This window comes from Marinitoga piezophila KA3 (genome assembly GCF_000255135.1).
Classification (GTDB): domain Bacteria; phylum Thermotogota; class Thermotogae; order Petrotogales; family Petrotogaceae; genus Marinitoga; species Marinitoga piezophila.
In genome coordinates, this window is record NC_016751.1 from 890,744 (window position 1) to 907,627 (window position 16,884).

Annotated in this window: 11 protein-coding genes; 4 read left to right on the top strand and 7 right to left on the bottom strand. The window is 29.9% G+C overall.

What is annotated here, in order from left to right; genetic code table 11:
* Positions 1 to 24 precede the first annotated feature (24 nt).
* Positions 25 to 1,038: a 3-oxoacyl-ACP synthase gene (locus tag MARPI_RS04405; RefSeq protein WP_014296383.1), complete on the bottom strand. Its 1,014-nt coding sequence runs from the start codon at positions 1,036 to 1,038 to the stop codon at positions 25 to 27.
* Positions 1,039 to 1,130: 92 nt separating this feature from the next.
* Positions 1,131 to 3,134 (bottom strand): [Fe-Fe] hydrogenase large subunit C-terminal domain-containing protein, encoded by a 2,004-nt coding sequence (locus tag MARPI_RS04410; protein WP_014296384.1) that lies wholly within the window; start codon positions 3,132 to 3,134, stop codon positions 1,131 to 1,133.
* A 337-nt stretch (positions 3,135 to 3,471) separates the two neighbouring features.
* Here MARPI_RS04410 and MARPI_RS04415 point away from each other — a divergent pair, with 337 nt between their 5' ends.
* The gene (locus tag MARPI_RS04415; RefSeq protein ID WP_014296385.1) at positions 3,472 to 5,175 is read left to right on the top strand and encodes an oleate hydratase; all 1,704 of its coding nucleotides are present in this window, start codon (positions 3,472 to 3,474) and stop codon (positions 5,173 to 5,175) included.
* Positions 5,176 to 5,189: 14 nt separating this feature from the next.
* On the opposite strand, the gene MARPI_RS04420 is transcribed toward MARPI_RS04415, so the two are convergent.
* Positions 5,190 to 5,753, bottom strand: a complete 564-nt coding sequence (locus tag MARPI_RS04420; RefSeq protein ID WP_014296386.1) for a TetR/AcrR family transcriptional regulator C-terminal domain-containing protein — start codon at positions 5,751 to 5,753, stop codon at positions 5,190 to 5,192.
* Between the two features lie 218 nt (positions 5,754 to 5,971).
* On the opposite strand from MARPI_RS04420, the gene MARPI_RS04425 reads away from it, so the two are divergent.
* Positions 5,972 to 6,922, top strand: coding sequence for a Fic family protein (locus MARPI_RS04425; protein WP_014296387.1), 951 nt, complete (start codon positions 5,972 to 5,974; stop codon positions 6,920 to 6,922).
* Positions 6,923 to 6,973: 51 nt separating this feature from the next.
* Here MARPI_RS04425 and MARPI_RS04430 read toward each other — a convergent pair whose 3' ends face one another.
* From MARPI_RS04430 to MARPI_RS04440, 3 genes are read right to left on the bottom strand one after another with little or no spacing between them, the layout of a single operon-like run.
* Positions 6,974 to 8,812 carry an ABC transporter ATP-binding protein gene (locus MARPI_RS04430; RefSeq protein WP_014296388.1) on the bottom strand — a complete coding sequence of 613 codons (1,839 nt, stop codon included), beginning with the start codon at positions 8,810 to 8,812 and terminating at the stop codon, positions 6,974 to 6,976.
* Positions 8,809 to 11,007, bottom strand: a complete 2,199-nt coding sequence (locus MARPI_RS04435; protein WP_041638854.1) for an ABC transporter ATP-binding protein — start codon at positions 11,005 to 11,007, stop codon at positions 8,809 to 8,811. The genes MARPI_RS04430 and MARPI_RS04435 overlap by 4 nt, the downstream gene beginning before the upstream one ends.
* Positions 11,000 to 11,458, bottom strand: a complete 459-nt coding sequence (locus tag MARPI_RS04440) for a MarR family winged helix-turn-helix transcriptional regulator (RefSeq protein WP_014296390.1) — start codon at positions 11,456 to 11,458, stop codon at positions 11,000 to 11,002. Before MARPI_RS04440 ends, MARPI_RS04435 begins: the two co-directional genes overlap by 8 nt.
* Positions 11,459 to 11,627: 169 nt before the next feature.
* On the opposite strand from MARPI_RS04440, the gene MARPI_RS04445 reads away from it, so the two are divergent.
* Together MARPI_RS04445 and MARPI_RS04450 are read left to right on the top strand one after the other, a co-directional pair.
* The gene (locus MARPI_RS04445; RefSeq protein ID WP_014296391.1) at positions 11,628 to 13,280 is read left to right on the top strand and encodes a radical SAM protein; all 1,653 of its coding nucleotides are present in this window, start codon (positions 11,628 to 11,630) and stop codon (positions 13,278 to 13,280) included.
* 108 nt (positions 13,281 to 13,388) lie between these two features.
* Positions 13,389 to 14,654 (top strand): IS256 family transposase, encoded by a 1,266-nt coding sequence (locus MARPI_RS04450; protein ID WP_014296392.1) that lies wholly within the window; start codon positions 13,389 to 13,391, stop codon positions 14,652 to 14,654.
* 345 nt (positions 14,655 to 14,999) lie between these two features.
* Here MARPI_RS04450 and mutL read toward each other — a convergent pair whose 3' ends face one another.
* Positions 15,000 to 16,883 (bottom strand): DNA mismatch repair endonuclease MutL, encoded by a 1,884-nt coding sequence (gene mutL, locus MARPI_RS04455; protein WP_014296393.1) that lies wholly within the window; start codon positions 16,881 to 16,883, stop codon positions 15,000 to 15,002.
* Between the last annotated feature and the right edge of the window lies 1 nt (position 16,884).

Genomic DNA, 16,884 nt, shown 5'->3' on the forward strand with positions numbered 1-16,884 from the left:
GTAAAAATTTTTACAGCCTACTTTTTATTTATTAGCTTCTCCCCATTTCACAACAGCAGCAGCCCAGACAAATCCAAGCCCAGCTCCTACCATTACTATATTATCCCCTTCCTTTATCTTTCCTGTTTTCAATCCCAATTCTATTGATAATATCTGATCATTTTGCCCCATATGTCCATACTCTTCTAAATATGTACTCTGTTCTTCTTTTAATCCTAATTCTTCCAATACTCCTAAATGTGCTGATCTTTTAAAATGTAGTATTGCAAGGTAATTTATATCTTTTCTTGTTAATTCTGCCTTTTCAAGCGATCTGTCTATTACATAATAAAAATTTGGCATTGTTTTTTCTTTTAGTTTTTCCTTAAAATTCTCTATATCTCTCACTACAAAATGCATTCTTTTTACATCTTCTTTTTCCATTGGCCATTTTTTGCTTCCCCCGACTTCTATTACACAATCCTCTGCAAATGAACCATCACCTTTAAATGCTGTACTGAGTATTATATTGCGATTATAATCTTTCCTTAATACCATTGCTGCTCCGCCGGCTCCAAGGTCAAACATGAATGATGTCTCTTTTACTCTATAATCTATTAAATCTCCATTTCTATATCCGCTCACCAAAAGTACTGTATTTATATCCTCATTTGCTATCATCATTGATTTCGCAACTTCCATTCCTGCCATCATCGAACCACACATTGCTTCCATATCAAATGACCATGCATTAACTGCCCCTATATCATTTGCTACTTTTAGTCCTGCTAACCAATTTGGATAATCCTTATGTTGTCCTCCATTCCAGATTACCAGGTCTATTTCTTCTGGAGAAATCTCAGCATCTTTAATTGCTTTTAATGCTGCCTGTATTCCCATATAACTTGTTGTATCTTCTGGACCTGGTATTGGTTTCTTTATCACTCCAAATTTTTCTTTTATTACATCAACCGGTATTCCACTTTTTTCTGCTATTTCTTCTGCTGTCATATAATTTTCAGGAATATACGTCCCTATTCCCATTATCCCTACTTTCATATTTTCACCCCATATAACTTTAAATCACATACACTTCAATTATAACAAATAAAGGGGCTTTTGAATGAACAGCCCCTTTATTTGTTATATATTTATTCTTCCACAGAAGATTTTAAGATTTTCTTTATAGTCGTTTCCATTTCATTTACACTTGCATTCATTTCCTCGGCAGAAGCTGATACCTTTTGTATATCTTCAGATAATATATTGATTTTTTCATTTATTTTTTCAAATTGGTCTGTTGTATTTTGAACCATAGAACTTTCATCTTTTATTTGTTCAATCATATTTCCAATTCCTTGATTTACCATTTCTACAACTTCTTTCATTTCATTAATTGTTTCATTAATATTATTGGAATATTCTTTTGTAGTATTTGCAAGCTCACTTATTTCAACAGCGATAACCGAAAATCCTTTTCCAGCCTCACCTACTCTTGCAGCCTCTATTGATGCATTTAATGCCAACAAACCTGTTTGATTTGCTATTTTATTTATCATATCAAGGATTGGTACAAGCTGTTTTGTTTTATCAGTTAGTCTATTAAGTTTTTCGGTTATATCTCCTATATTATTTTCTATAATATTATTTTTCCCTTCTAATTCTGAAACAACGTCTTTTCCTTTAATACTAATTTCTGTAATTTCTTCAGCTTTTGTATTTAAGGAAACAGCTTGTTCAGTCACTTCATCAACAACTACACTTACTTCACTTAAAATAGAAGATACACTTTCCAGCATTTCATTGCTTTTTGCTCTTTGTTTTCTAATTTTATCTAATAACTCTTCGGCTTCTTCCATTATGTATATAATACATAAATCTTCTGGCATTAATCCATTATAAACTGCCTTTGCTCTTTCACGACATGTTTCATATCCACAAGCCGTACAATTTCTCTCATCATTAAGTCTATTTGTTTTTTCTAATATTTTCACAATAAATGATTCTGGCGGTTCTTTATAATTCACAGGTTTTGCTTTGAAATATCTTTTTAAATTCATTTCTTCATATATTTTCTTTGTATCTTTTAAAGAAATTGTTTTCTGAGCTACTTGCTTTCCATCTTTGGTTAAAAACTTATTTTTCACCAATCTGTCTTTTGTATATTTTATAATCTTCGCTCTTTTTTCAAATAAAGGTATATCTTTTCTTGTTGCTGGACCGTCTATACATCCTTCGCAAAAAAGTATATCGATAAATTTTGGCGTTACATCTTTTTTACCGGCTTTTATATTCTTTTCAAAATCCTTAAAAAACGGAATCGAACGTTCTTTTCCTTCAATTACAAGAACATCTTCTTCAAGCATTATATCATCAATTTTTTTGTTTTTTAAATAACTTGCAGCTGTTTTTGTCAAACCACCACTTACAGGGAATAAAGTTGCATAATTTGGTTGATATCCATCAAATAATTCTTCTTCTAACACTGAAGGTTTTATATTGTTTTTTTCAAATAATTCATTTATTTCTTCAAAAGTTAATACAATATCAACTAATCCCTTTATGCTTTCATGTTCAATTTCACTTTTTTTAGCTGTACATGGACTAATAAATACAACCTTAGCATTTGGTTTTTCTTTTTTCACAAATGCTGCGGTACTCAACATTGGACTATATGATTCTGAAAAATATTGTAATAAATCTGGTTGCCATTTCTCAAGATAATTTATTAAAGATGGACATGGGCTCATAATAACATATTCTGGTTTCTTTTCTTCCATTTCTTTTAACACTTCCAATGTTGTTAATTCTGCACCAAACGCTACTTCATGAACTTCATTAAAACCCAATTTTTTTAATGCTGCTGCATATTGATTAGGTGTGGTATTTTCCAAATCACCAACATATGCAGGTGCAATTATCGCAACAAGATATTCGTTTTTATTCTTAAAATCTTCAAATATATCAATATCCTTTCTATATCTACGTGCTTGTGATTCACAAGATAATATACATTGTCCACATTTTATACATAAATCGGAATCTGGTTCTACATAGTCATCATATACTTTATTTGCATGAACTGGACACACTCTAATGCAGTTATAACATAACGTACATTTTTCTGGTTCAGTATAGATTATATTTCCATTCATGAATTTCACCTCTCAAAAATTAACTCTAAAATTTTATTATGAACTCATTCTCATATTCGCAGATTATTATATTACATTTATATATCCATATTTATTGATAAATAATTACATCTTTGTAAAAAACACACTTTTTATTTTTAAAGTTTTAATAATTATGATATTTTATGTCTAATATATGTACAATATTAATTATTATGTTTTTTATAATTTTGTTTTTTCACAAATCACCAAATTTGTTGCAAATTTGCACAAATAGCGAATTTTGATAATTTACAAATCAAATAAAAAGTTATATACTTTTATTGCATCGAATTTTTAGATAAAGGGAGTGAGTAAAATGGGCAGTTATCATTTAAAGTATCATCCTAAAAAACCAGAAGGTATTGAAAACAAAAAAGCATATTTAGTTGGTTCAGGAATTGCAACTTTAGCAGCAGCATTTTATTTAATAAGAGATGGACATATGGATGGAAAGAATATTACTATTTTTGAAAGAAAAAATGTAAATGGTGGTGCATTAGACGGAGCTGGAAACTTCGAAGACGGTTATATTATTCGTGGCGGTAGAGAAATGGAAGAACATTACGAATGTACATGGGATTTATTTGGAGATATTCCAACACTTGAAGATCCTGAAAGAACAGTACTTGATGATATGAAAGAAATCAACGATTGGGATCCTAACGTAGCAGCTAAAAGAGTTATTCAAAATCGCGGTGAAAAAGTTGATACTTCCACACTTGGATTAAAGGAACATCATATAAAACAATTAACAAAATTATTTTTAGCAAAAGAAGAAGATTTAGGAGATTTAACTGTTGAACAATTCTTTACACCAGATTATCTTGAAACAAATATGTGGTTATTATGGCGTTCAATGTTCGCATTCCAACCATGGCACAGCGTTGTTGAAATGAAAAGATACATGGAAAGATTTATTCATTTATTACCTGGAATGACAGAATTAAGAAATATCTTATTCTCAAGATACAATCAATATGATTCATTCGTTTTACCATTGGTAAAATGGTTAAAGGATCATGGTGTAAAATTTGAAAACAATACTTTAGTTACAGACCTCGATATTGAAATCAATGAAAAGGAAAAGGTTGTTACAGGTATTCATATTGTAAAAGATGGAAAAGAACAGGTTATAAAAACAACAAGAGATGATCTTGTATTTGTAATTAACGGTTCCATGACAGAAAATTCCACTTTGGGTAGCATGGATAAAGCACCTGAACTAAACAGAGAATTAGGACCTGTTTGGAGTTTATGGAAAAATATCGCAGCAAAGGATCCTGCATTTGGAAGACCAGAAGTGTTCTATGAAAATATAGATAAAACAAAATGGGAATCATTTACAGTTACTTTCAAAGACTCAAAAATGGCTGATGTAATTAAAGAAATTACAAATAGAGATCCTTATTCAGGAAGGGTTGTAACCGGAGGAATTATTACTATAAAAGATTCAAACTGGGGTATGAGTTTCACATTTAGTAGACAACCTCATTTTGCAAATCAGCCAGACGATGTATTGGTAATGTGGGCATATGGTTTATTTGCAGATAATGAAGGAGATTATATAAAGAAAAAGATGAGTGAATGTACAGGTGAAGAATTATTAAGAGAATTGTTGTATCACATTGGTGTAGAAGGAGAATTAATGGAAGAAATTGTTGACAGCGCTATTGTTATTCCTGCAATGATGCCACATATTACAAGTCAGTTCATGCCAAGGGTAAAAGGTGACAGACCAGAAGTTGTTCCAGAAGGTAGTGTTAACCTTGCATTCCTCGGACAATTTGTTGAAATCAAAGACGACTGTGTATTTACCGTGGAATATTCAGTTCGTTCAGCTGTTATTGCAGTATATAAATTATTAAATCTTGATAAGGAAGTTCCAGAAATTTATCCAAGTAAATACGATATTAGACATGTAATAAACGCAACAAAAACTCTCTATGGAAATAAACCATTACCTGGAGAATTTTTTGTAAAGAAACTTCTTAAAGATACCTCTTTAGAAGGATTGATATAAAATAATGGCCCCTTTTAAGGGGCTTTTTTTTCAAATTTTCTTAGCGATCTTGATATATCTCCTTCAATTATCTTGCTTACTTTATCTGTTAGAATTTGTGGATCTTCTTCCATTTTGTTTTTTATCCAGTCTATAATAATACCTGTTAATGCTATTTCATAGAATTTTACTATGTCTTTTTTTAGATTTTCAGGAACATTTATATCCTTTGAAAGCTCTTCTACCACATCATATATTAATTTCGCCACATAATCATAAAGATGGTCTTCAAGGCGATTTCTATCTATAGAATTATATGCATTTAATACTATTTTCTTATTTTCCTTTAAATAGTTTAAAATACTTAAATATCCTTTTTGCCATGTTTCATAAGTTTTATTTTCTCCTATTGCTTCGCCTACTTCTGTAATAAACATCCATTCAAGTAATTCATAAATATCATGGAAATAATAATATAAAGTTCTTCTGTTTACTCCACAATCTTTTACAATATCATTGACTGTAATTTTAGATAATGGTTTTTCTTTCATTAATTTCTTTAATGATGCGGCTAATGCTCGTTTTGTTATTTCTGACATAAAACCTTCTCCTATCTTCGTTATTATTCTCAAAGAATTATATCATACTTAAGTTAAAAAACTCTTTGTTAATTGAAAAAAATCAAAGTTGTCCTGTTTTTATTTTTTTGATCAAACAGGACAACTTTCTTTTTTCATTATAATATTGAAAAAAAGCAGATTATAGTGTATAATAAAAATAACTCCCTTTTTAAAACAGGACAAAACAGAGGTGTAACATGGCAAAAGATAACTTAATTGAATTTAGAAAAAAACTTTTTTCACTTCAAGTAATTAAAATCCCAAACAATGAATGGTTATATATGCTTGGTTCTGAAACCAGAAATTCAATAATGATTGAAGGAATATTTGTAGACGAAGATGAACTTGATTCAGCAATTTCAGGAAAATACAAATCTGGTAGTGAAGTTTCAAATTATTTTAGAACAGCAAGATATTATTACAACATGGCTATTGAATTGTCTCGAACAAATGAAGAAATTCCATGTTTAACCTTCGTAAAAAACACACATAGAATGTTATTTGAAAATATTATTAAAAATTATGATAAACTGGGAAATTTTAGAAATGGTCCTATAAAAATTACCGGCGCAAAAATCAATCCTCCTATGTATGATATAGCCGATTGGATAAGGTTATGGTGTAATTACTCAAAATATGCATTTTCTAATCATCCTATTGCAGAAGCCTCTGCAAGAGTACATGTTTTTTTTGAATCTATACATCCTTTTGAAGATGGTAATGGTCGTATTGGCAGAATCCTTTTAAATTTTTTACTTATAGCAAATGGATATTTAAATATTGTTTTAAAAGGTGAAAAGGAAAAGGACAGAAATAATTATATTTTAGCTCTTGAATCTGCAGAAAAAGGAATAAGAGAAATTTTTAAAAGTTCACCCACATCTTTTACTCCTGAACAAATTGATAATCATTTTAAAAAGGAGGACACCAAAAAACTTTCAAAAATTATAAGAGATGCTATAATAGAAACATATGATAAGTTAATATGTTCTGAAAATAAAGAAAAATTGGTTACTGTTGAAGAATATTCAAATTTATCAGGAAAAACACAGGAAAATATTCGAAAAATGATTTCAAGAAAAAAACTAATTGCTTGGAAACCCCGAGGAAGATGGTTAATTTACCCATTTCAGATTAAAAATAATTAATCAAAATCCCGGAATCCTACTTTGTAAGATTCCGGGATTTTCTAGATTTTATTAATTTTCCACAACTTCAAACTGAGAGTTATAAAGATTTGCATAAAATCCATTTTTCTTTAGTAATTCTTCATGTGTTCCCTGTTCTACAACGTCACCTTCATTCATTACTATTATAAGATCTGCATTTTTTATTGTTGATAATCTATGCGCAATAACAAAACTCGTTCTTCCTTTCATTAATTTTTCCATTGCCTGCTGAACCTTTAATTCCGTTCTTGTATCAACAGAACTTGTCGCTTCATCAAGTATAAGTATTTTAGGATTTGCTAAAAAGGCTCTTGCTATGGTAATTAATTGTTTTTCACCTTGAGATATATTATTTATTTCTTCGTTTATAACCATGTTATATCCACCAGGCAATGCATGAACAAACGAATCCACATGTGCCATTTTTGCGGCTTCTATTACTTCTTCATCTGTTGCGTCAAGTCTTCCGTATCTTATATTTTCCATTATAGTTGTATTTGAAAGCCATGTGTCCTGTAATACCATTCCAAATAATGATCTTAAATCATTTCTTTTAAATTTTCTTATATCTATATCGTCTATTAATATTGCACCGTCATTTACATCATAAAATCTCATTAACAATTTTACAAGCGTTGTTTTACCTGCACCAGTTGGACCAACAATGGCTATTGTTTGTCCAGGTTGAATTATTTCGGAGAAGTTTTTAATAATTATTTTATCTGGATTATATCCAAAACGCACATTTCTAAATTCAACCTTACCTTTTATTTGTGAAACATCAACTGGATTTTCAACATCTTCTATTTCCTCTTCTTCATCTAAAAATTCAAATACACGTTCTGCAGCTGCTGCAGTTTGCTGGAAAATGTTTGATATATTTGCCAATTGTGCAATAGGTTGTGTAAATGATCTCATATATTGTATAAATGCCTGTATATCCCCAACTTCTATTAATCTTTTTGCAGCAAACCATCCACCAACCACTGCAACTACAACATATCCAAGATTTCCTATAAAATTCATTATTGGCATCATCATACTGGAGAGGAATTGGGATTTCCAATCAGAATCGTATAATTGATCGCTTAAATTTTCAAACTTTTTTATGCTTTTTTCTTCTCCATTAAACACCCTTACTATTGTATGACCGCCATACATTTCTTCAACATGTCCATTAACATGTCCAAGATATTCCTGTCTTTTTTTGAAAAATTTCTGAGAATGTTTTATTACTGTCATCATTAAAAATCCTGATAATGGAAGTATAAATAAAGCAATTAAAGTCATCATCCAGCTTATTGAAAGCATCATTACAATAACACCAATTATCATGGTGGAAGATATAATTAATTGTGAAATACTTTGATTTAATGTTCTACTTACTGTATCAACGTCATTGGTTATTCTTGAAAGCACTTCACCGTGATTTGTCCCGTCAAAGTATTTTAATGGCATTCTGTGTATTTTTTCCATTATTTCTTTTCTTAAATTGTAGCTAACCTTCATTGAAATACCGGACATTATCCAACCCTGAATATATCCAAAAATTGCACTTAAAATATACAATCCACTTAAAATTAATATTATATTTGATATATATGCAAAGTCTATTCCTTCGGTTTTTCCCATTATTTTTCCAATTATACCTTCAAATATCTTTGTTGTAGCTTTACCAAGAATTTTAGGACCAACTATTGAAAACGTTGCACTTGCCATTGCAAATACAATAACTGTTATAAATGACCATTTATATACTTTTAAATATTGCATTAATCTCTTCATTGTACCTTTAAAGTCCTTGGCTTTTTCAACAGGTCCTTTCATTCCAGGACCACCGCCCATTGGGCCTCCTCTTCGTGCGCTCATGCCAATTCCTCCTCTGATAGCTGTGAATAGGCTATTTCTCTATATGTTTCACAGCTCTTCATTAATTCATTATGAGTTCCTATTCCAACAATCTTTCCTTCATCTATAACTATAATTTGATCAGCATTTATTATTGTGGAAATTCTCTGGGCAACTATGATTATTGTACTATCCTTGGTGTATTCTCTTAATTTTCTCCTTATTGATAAATCTGTTTTAAAGTCAAGCGCTGAAAAACTATCGTCAAATATAAATATTTCAGGCTTTTTTGCAAGTGCCCTTGCAATGGATAAACGTTGTTTCTGACCGCCAGAAAAGTTTTTACCTGCCTGTGACACATCTGTTTTAAAACCTTCTGGAAGTTTTTCTATAAACTCCAATGCTTCTGCTATATCGGCAACCTTTTTCATTTCTTCATCAGTAAGGTTTTCATTTCCATATTTTATATTGGATTCTATGGTGCCGCTAAATAACGTTGTTTTTTGTGGAACATATCCTATGTGTTCTCGTAATTCTTTTTGTGTAACTTCTTTTACGTTTATTCCATCTATTAATACTTCACCCTTTGTTACATCATATATTCGTGGAATTAAATTTACCAGCGTAGATTTACCGGAACCTGTTGAACCAATTATAGCAGTTGTCTTTCCAGGTTCTGCTTTAAAAGATATATCCTTTAAAGCATAATCTTCACCACCAGGATATTTAAAGAATACATTTTTAAATTCAACAATTCCTTTAAATGGCTTTTTAAAGTGTTTTGGTTTTTCTGGATCTGTTATTGATGGTTCCATTGCAAGTACTTCTGCTATTCTATTTGCGGATACAGAAGCTCTTGGGAATAATATGAATATCATAGACATCATTATGAATGAAAAGATTATCTGCATTGAATACTGCATAAATGCCATCATATCTCCAACTTGAAGATTGAAATTGTCTATTTGATGTGCTCCTACCCAAACTATAAGTATCATTGTAATATTCATAACAAGCATCATTGCTGGCATCATTACAGCCATTAATCTATTTACAAATAATGAAGTCTTTGTAAGTTCAACATTTGCTTTATCAAATCTCTTTTTCTCATGTTCCTGTGTGTTAAATGCTCTTATAACCATAATACCTGAAAGGTTTTCTCTGGCAATTAAATTTATTTTATCAACTAATTTCTGTATTAATTTGAATTTTGGAAATGCTACGCTGAATATTGATATAATCAATGTAAGTATTCCGGCTACTGCTACACCAATTATCCATGACATGGAAGGACTTTTATCAAGTGCTCTAAATACTCCACCAATACCAAGTATAGGCGCGTAAAACACTATTCTTATTAAAATAACCATTAAATTTTGTATTTGTGTTATATCATTTGTTGTCCTTGTTATTAATGATGCAGTGGAAAACTTGTCAAATTCCTCTCCTGCAAAGTTTTCTACCTTTGAAAATATGGCTTTTCTTAAATCCCTTGCCATTCCTGCTGCCGTTTTAGATGCAAAAAAACCAACTATTACTGCACTTGTTACACTTATCAAAGCTATTAAAAGCATTATGCTTCCTGTTGTTAAAATATAGCTTTTTTGTCTCTGATATAAATCTATTCCAACTTTTTCATATTCATTTTTTATGGCCATTGCCAATGACTGACTTATCATTGAATCCCCTAATTTACTGAATTTTTCATATATATTATCAGCAAAATCTATTCTTTGTTTTTCTGGTAAAAATATAAGTAATTTAAATATATCTACTTTGCTATTTTTATTTATTTTAAGGCCTTCTGTTTCACCTTTTTCTATTGCCTGAACTGCAAAAAAAGCCCTTGAAAATATTTTTTCAAATCCTTCTGTATTTTCATTCTCCTTTAAAATATAAACTGATTCTTTTTCAAGTATTGGATATTCATCTATATAATTTTTTGCCTCTTCACTGCCTGTTTTTATATATTCATAACCATTTAATATGCTTTTTTTCTCATCTTTATTCATAAACAAAAATAATCTTTTCATTTCAGTAGCTCTTATAACTTCCGGTATAGTTTCTGTAATGCCGCTTTTTTGAATACCAACATTAACTATATTTGACATATAATCAGGCAATGAAAGATCGCTTGTAGCTTGAATAAAGAGCAAGCCTATAGATAATATTAATAACACAGTATATGGTTTCATAAATTTCATTAGTTTAATTATTTTCATCATCTCCTTTCAAATTTTTTGTTAAAACATCTTTTAATATTCCAAGCCCGTCTATAACCTTTTTTAATTCAGTTTCTGATACATTTTCCAAAAATTCATTGAGTTTATTATCCATACTTAGATTTAATCCTTTTTTATTTTTTTCAAATTCTTCCGTTAATTCAATATATATAACCCGCCGATCCTTTGAATCCCTCACTCTTTTGACAAAATTTCGTTTTTCCAACCTGTCTATAATACCGGTTACCGTACTATTTGATAATCCAACTTCTTTGCTCAAATCACCTATTTTCATTCTCCCGTTCTTCATTAGTATCCCTAATATCATCCATTGGGAAGATGTTATTTCCATGTTTTCAAATTGTGTAGTCATAGCTTTTCTCAGCAACTCCTTTATTTCTTTGATAAGCTTTATTACCTCTATAGCAGAGCTTCTTTCATCCATTTCATCACCTCACTATTTATAAAAAACAATTTATTTCGTACGCGAAATATTTTTGTACGAAATAATATTAACATTTATATGTTAAATAAAAAGGTTCGATATGTTAACTAAAAATTATAGATAATTTTTGGTATAATAAAATCACAAAGATTATGAAAGGGGAATTAAATTGAAAGCTGTAATTATTGACGGTTATGTTGATGAACCAGCAATTTTAGGTGTTCCGCCATATGTTTCTCCATATGTTAGATATGCAGCTGGAGCATTATATTATCACGAAATTGATGTTGATTATTACACAATTGATCAGGTAAGAGATAAAGATTTATGGCAATCTTTTAATCACTATGAATACTTAATAATAATAGGCGGTGTTACTGTTCCTGGACATTATATGGGCGGAACCCCCATTTCATTAACTGAAATAGACAAACTTTTTTCGAAAAATAGAGAACCTTTAAAGGTTTTAGGTGGCTCTATTGTAAAAGGCTATACATTAAAAGGCGGAAAAGCAGCTATCCCGGTTAATCCTGATAATGTTGACTTTATTGTAAATGGTGATATAGAAAAGTTTTTATATGTTTATCCTGTTTCCGATGATTATAATTTAAACGATAAATCAGATTATGATTTAATCTCGAAAATAGCTCCTTTAGGGGCACAAATTTTAAAACAACATCCAAGATATCCTGACATTATTGCAGAAATGGATCTTTCACGTGGTTGCGAAAGAACTAATGGTTTTTGTTCTTTTTGTACAGAACCTTTAATTAGTGGTAAATATAGGGAAAGGCCTCTTGAAGATTTATTAATTGAAATGAAGGCTATTGCAGATGTTGGTGTTAAAAACTTCAGGTTTGGAAGGGCTGCAAACTTTCTTGCATATGGTTCAAAACTTAATAATGGAAAACCAAATATACCATTATTCCAGGAATTATATAGCGAAGCTGTTAAGTTTGCTGAGATATTGCATACAGATAATGCAAATCCCGCTTATATAATAAAACACAAAAACGATATTAAAAAATTGTTGGAGATTATAGTTAAATACAATACTGCTGGTGATATTCTTTCTTTTGGCGTTGAATCTTTTGATGAAAATGTGGTAAGAAAAAATAGAGTGGATATTTTTCCAGAGGAATCTATTGAAGCCATAAGAATTGTTAACGAAGTGGGCGGAATTAGAGATGAAAACGGTATTCCTAAACTTCTCCCGGGCATTAATCTGTTATTTGGTTTAATTGGTGAGACAAAAGAAACCTTTGAAATAAATAAAAGATATCTTGAACGCATAATGAAAGAAGATTTGCTTGTACGAAGAATCAACGTTCGCCAGGCAATGGCTTTTCCAGGCACTTTACTATTTAAAGAAAAACCGAAACAACATAAAAAGGAATTTAGAAAATTCAAGGAATATATGGAATCATATAATCATGAGATGTTGAAAAAGGTTTTCCCTATGGGTAGTATTTTAAAAAATGTAATTATAGAGGAAATAAGAGGAAAGATTTCATTTGGAAGGCAAATTGGAACTTATCCTATTAAAACAGGTATTATTGGGAACTTCAATATTTTCGAAAAAACTGATGCCATTGTAATAGACCATGGTGCGCGTTCTATTACAGCATTAAAGTATCCTTTTGATATTAATAATGCAAATATAAATGAATTATCTGCAATTCCTGGAATAGGGAAAAAAACTGCAGAAAAAATCGTTCTTTCTAAACCTATTACAGATATTTCAAAATTGGAAATAGATGATACTGCAAAAAGAAAAATTTCATTCTTAATAAAAAACGGTAGTATAATAAAAAGTGTGTAAATAAAAAAATAGAAAAATAAAAAGAATGAATATGTGAAAAAAGGAAGCCCAGTAGTGTGGTGAAAGAGAAAGGGGATTTTGAAAAAAAGGTTACATGGGGGGATAGTAATGCCGAGAAAAAGAAAAGAGGAAAATGAACAGATTCTTGGCAATGTGGATAGGAATTTCATAAAACAATATATAAAAGAAAATGGAATTAAGGATTGGAATGATGTTGAGGATATAAGCAAAAAGCTTGTAAAAATAATGCTTGAAGAAATGTTGAAAGCAGAAATGGATTATGAACTTGGATATGAAAAGTATTCCAGAAAACCTGAGGATAACGATAATTATCGAAATGGTTATTCTAAAAAAACTGTAATAACTAAAAATGGTGAGATGGAATTAACAGTTCCAAGGGATAGGAATGGAGAATTTGAACCACAAATTGTTAAAAAGAGACAAAGACATATTTCTGTTATTGAGGATTTGGTATTATCGCTATATTCAAAAGGATTAAGTGTCAGGGATATTAGAGACCATATTAAAGAAATATATGATGTGGAAGTTTCTCCAGAGAAAATCAGTATGATTACTAATTCTGTAATGCCTTTAATAAATGATTGGAGAAATAGACCTTTGGAAGAGATATATGCTATTGTATATCTGGACGCTTCATTTTATTCAGTAAAAGAAGATGGTGTTGTTAAAAGAAAGGCTATATATAACGTCATAGGTATTAATCTTGATGGATATAAGGATATCCTTGGTATATACATAGAAAAAACTGAATCCTCAAGATTCTGGATGAATGTCTTGAATGATTTAAAAGCCAGAGGTGTTAAAGATATTTTAATCGCTTCTGTTGATGGGTTAAATGGTTTTGTTGATGCAATCCATACCGCTTTCCCTAATGCTGAAGTTCAAATGTGTATTGTCCATCAATTGAGAAATACATTTAAATATGTCCCTCATAAGCATAGAAAAGCTGTTGTTAAGGATTTAAAACCTATATATCAAGCTCCAAGTCTTGAAGCTGCTGAAGCTGCACTTGAAGATTTCGAAAAAAAATGGGGCGAAACTCACCCCTTGGCAGTACAAATATGGAAAAATAATTGGGATAAATTATCAGCCTATTTTAAATATTCAGAACCAATAAGAAGGCTGATATACACAACCAATCCAATAGAAAATGTTCATAGACAATTTAGAAAAATAACCAAAAACAAAAGCGTATTTCCAACAGATGACTCATTGATAAAAGCAATATATTTTGCAGCAATGAGAATAACGGAAAAATGGACTACAAGAATTAGGGATTGGGGACAAATATTAAATGAGTTAAGAATATATTTTGGAGATGATAGAGTGCCTATTTACAGAACAAACGATTAAAAAGAAAATTCAAAATTCTGTATATATTAAACTTTGAAAAGTGAATATTTCTTAAAAGATTGCACTAAATTGTGCAAAAGGAGTGAAAACTCAAAAATTAGCTTCTTAAAAAACAAAAAGATTATTAAAAAAATTATTCAAACAATTTTTAATATCTCATTAAAAATTATAACTCTAATATTTTGATTTCACAAAGTATTGAATTTTCTTGAATTATTAAGAATAAACATCATATTTATTCCTAAACACAAATAATCTCTTATAACCAACTATAATTAATTTACACAGTATTTTGGATAGTCCCTAAAAAACAAATCTGCCATTTGAGGCAGATTTGTTTTTTTATTATGTTCTTTCAAAAAAATCGTCTATTTTTTTTATTTTCAATTCCATTGCAATTGGTCTTCCGTGAGGACAGGTTAAAATGTTGTATTCTATTATTTTAGAAATTAATGTTTCCAAACCCACAGGATCATCACCCGTTTTTACTGCTGCTCTACATGACATAGTTGCTATAACATTATCAAAAATCTTTTTTTCATTTTCTATACCTTCAAGTCTTAACTCATCAAGAATTTCTATAACTGTTTTTTCTGGCTCGTTTATTTTAATGTTAGAAGGCATTCCTTTTATATAGTAATCTTCATTAATTTTTGAAATTTCAAAACCAAGCTTTCTAACCCTTTCAATATTATTTTCCAATATGTCCTTTCTCACAGCATCTAAATTCAATTTTATAGGTATCATCATAAATTGCGTTGTTATATTTCCATTTTCAATAAACTCTTTTTTTAAATCCTCATAAATAACCCTTTCATGTGCTGCATGAAAATCTATAAAATATAAGGCATCCTTAACCTCCAAAAGAATATATCTATTAGCAAGCAATCCTAATATCCTATACTGAGAAAAATCCTTTGTTTCTTCTACATAATTCCTATTTTCTGAAATATTATTTTTTGAGCTATGCTCAATTATGCTTTCTTTTTTTATCCTTTCAGGTGATATTAAATTTTTAATTGGATTAGTTCTTTCATAATTCATATTTAATCCTGGTTTTTCGGTATTTTCCCGTTTTATATTAAATGTCTTATATTCAATTGTTTCTTCTTTTAAAGCGTATTCATTTTTGTTTTCCTTCTCATAATTAATTATATTCTGATTTAAATTTATTTGATTATTTTCAATATCTGAATTTAGGTTATTTTCTTCATGCTTTTCAATAGAAATCTGCATTTTAAATTTTGTTTCATTAAGAAGTGTTTGCCTTACAAGCCGCTTAAATGCATTATATAATATCTTTGATTCTGAAATCTTTACTTCTAATTTTTGAGGATGAACATTGACATCAACTTCAGATGGATCAATCTCAAAAAACACAATTCCATATGGATGTCTTCTTGATTCGAGCATTTCGCCATATCCTGCTTCAAAAACTGCGAACAACTCTCCTGAACGTATATATCTATTATTGACAAAGAATATTTGTGCGCTTCTGTTGTTCCTTGTAACCCTTGGATGTGATATATATCCTTTTATTTTATACCAGTTTTCTTCAAAATTTAATTCAAAAAAATCTTCCTCTTTTGTTTCCGGAAAAACAGTATTTATTTTTTGTATAAGCGGTGTATCTTTCTGTATATTATAAATGTTCTTTTTGTCTTTTATAAACTTAATTCCTACATTTGTGGCAAATATAAATTTTTCTATTATTTCAGTTACCATTCTTCCTTCAACAGCAGAAGATTTTAAAAATTTTCTTCGTGCTGGAAGATTAAAAAAGAGATCTTTTACTTCTATTGTTGTACCATACGGTGCCATTACTTTTTTTACATTAATAGGCTCAGAACCAACAAATTCTACTGCTGTAGCTATTTCATCACTTTTTCTTCTTGAAGTTATTTTCATTCTGGAAACCCTTGATATTGCTGCCAGAGCTTCTCCTCTAAACCCATATGTATGTATTGAATATAAATCTTCAACATCCTTTATTTTGCTTGTGGTATGTGGTTGAACTGCCAATAATATCTCATCTTCCGACATTCCTATTCCATTATCTGAAATTTTTATATATGTTTTTCCTCCATCCTGTATTTCAACAGTAATTTCATCTGCATGTGCATCAATTGAATTTTCAAATAATTCCTTTACAACTGCAAAGGTACCTGTTACTACTTCTCCAGCAGCTATTTTCATTATTACCGATTGTGGCAATTTAATTATTGCCATA

What these genes read in the sequence shown, in the direction of transcription:
- MARPI_RS04405 (WP_014296383.1), bottom strand. Translation starts at nt 1,038, where the DNA reads ATGAAAGTAGGGATAATGGGAATAGGGACGTATATTCCTGAAAATTAT.
- MARPI_RS04410 (WP_014296384.1), bottom strand. Translation starts at nt 3,134, where the DNA reads ATGAATGGAAATATAATCTATACTGAACCAGAAAAATGTACGTTATGT.
- MARPI_RS04415 (WP_014296385.1), top strand. Translation starts at nt 3,472, where the DNA reads ATGGGCAGTTATCATTTAAAGTATCATCCTAAAAAACCAGAAGGTATT.
- MARPI_RS04420 (WP_014296386.1), bottom strand. Translation starts at nt 5,753, where the DNA reads ATGTCAGAAATAACAAAACGAGCATTAGCCGCATCATTAAAGAAATTA.
- MARPI_RS04425 (WP_014296387.1), top strand. Translation starts at nt 5,972, where the DNA reads ATGGCAAAAGATAACTTAATTGAATTTAGAAAAAAACTTTTTTCACTT.
- MARPI_RS04430 (WP_014296388.1), bottom strand. Translation starts at nt 8,812, where the DNA reads ATGAGCGCACGAAGAGGAGGCCCAATGGGCGGTGGTCCTGGAATGAAA.
- MARPI_RS04440 (WP_014296390.1), bottom strand. Translation starts at nt 11,458, where the DNA reads ATGGATGAAAGAAGCTCTGCTATAGAGGTAATAAAGCTTATCAAAGAA.
- MARPI_RS04450 (WP_014296392.1), top strand. Translation starts at nt 13,389, where the DNA reads ATGCCGAGAAAAAGAAAAGAGGAAAATGAACAGATTCTTGGCAATGTG.
- mutL (WP_014296393.1), bottom strand. Translation starts at nt 16,883, where the DNA reads ATGGCAATAATTAAATTGCCACAATCGGTAATAATGAAAATAGCTGCT.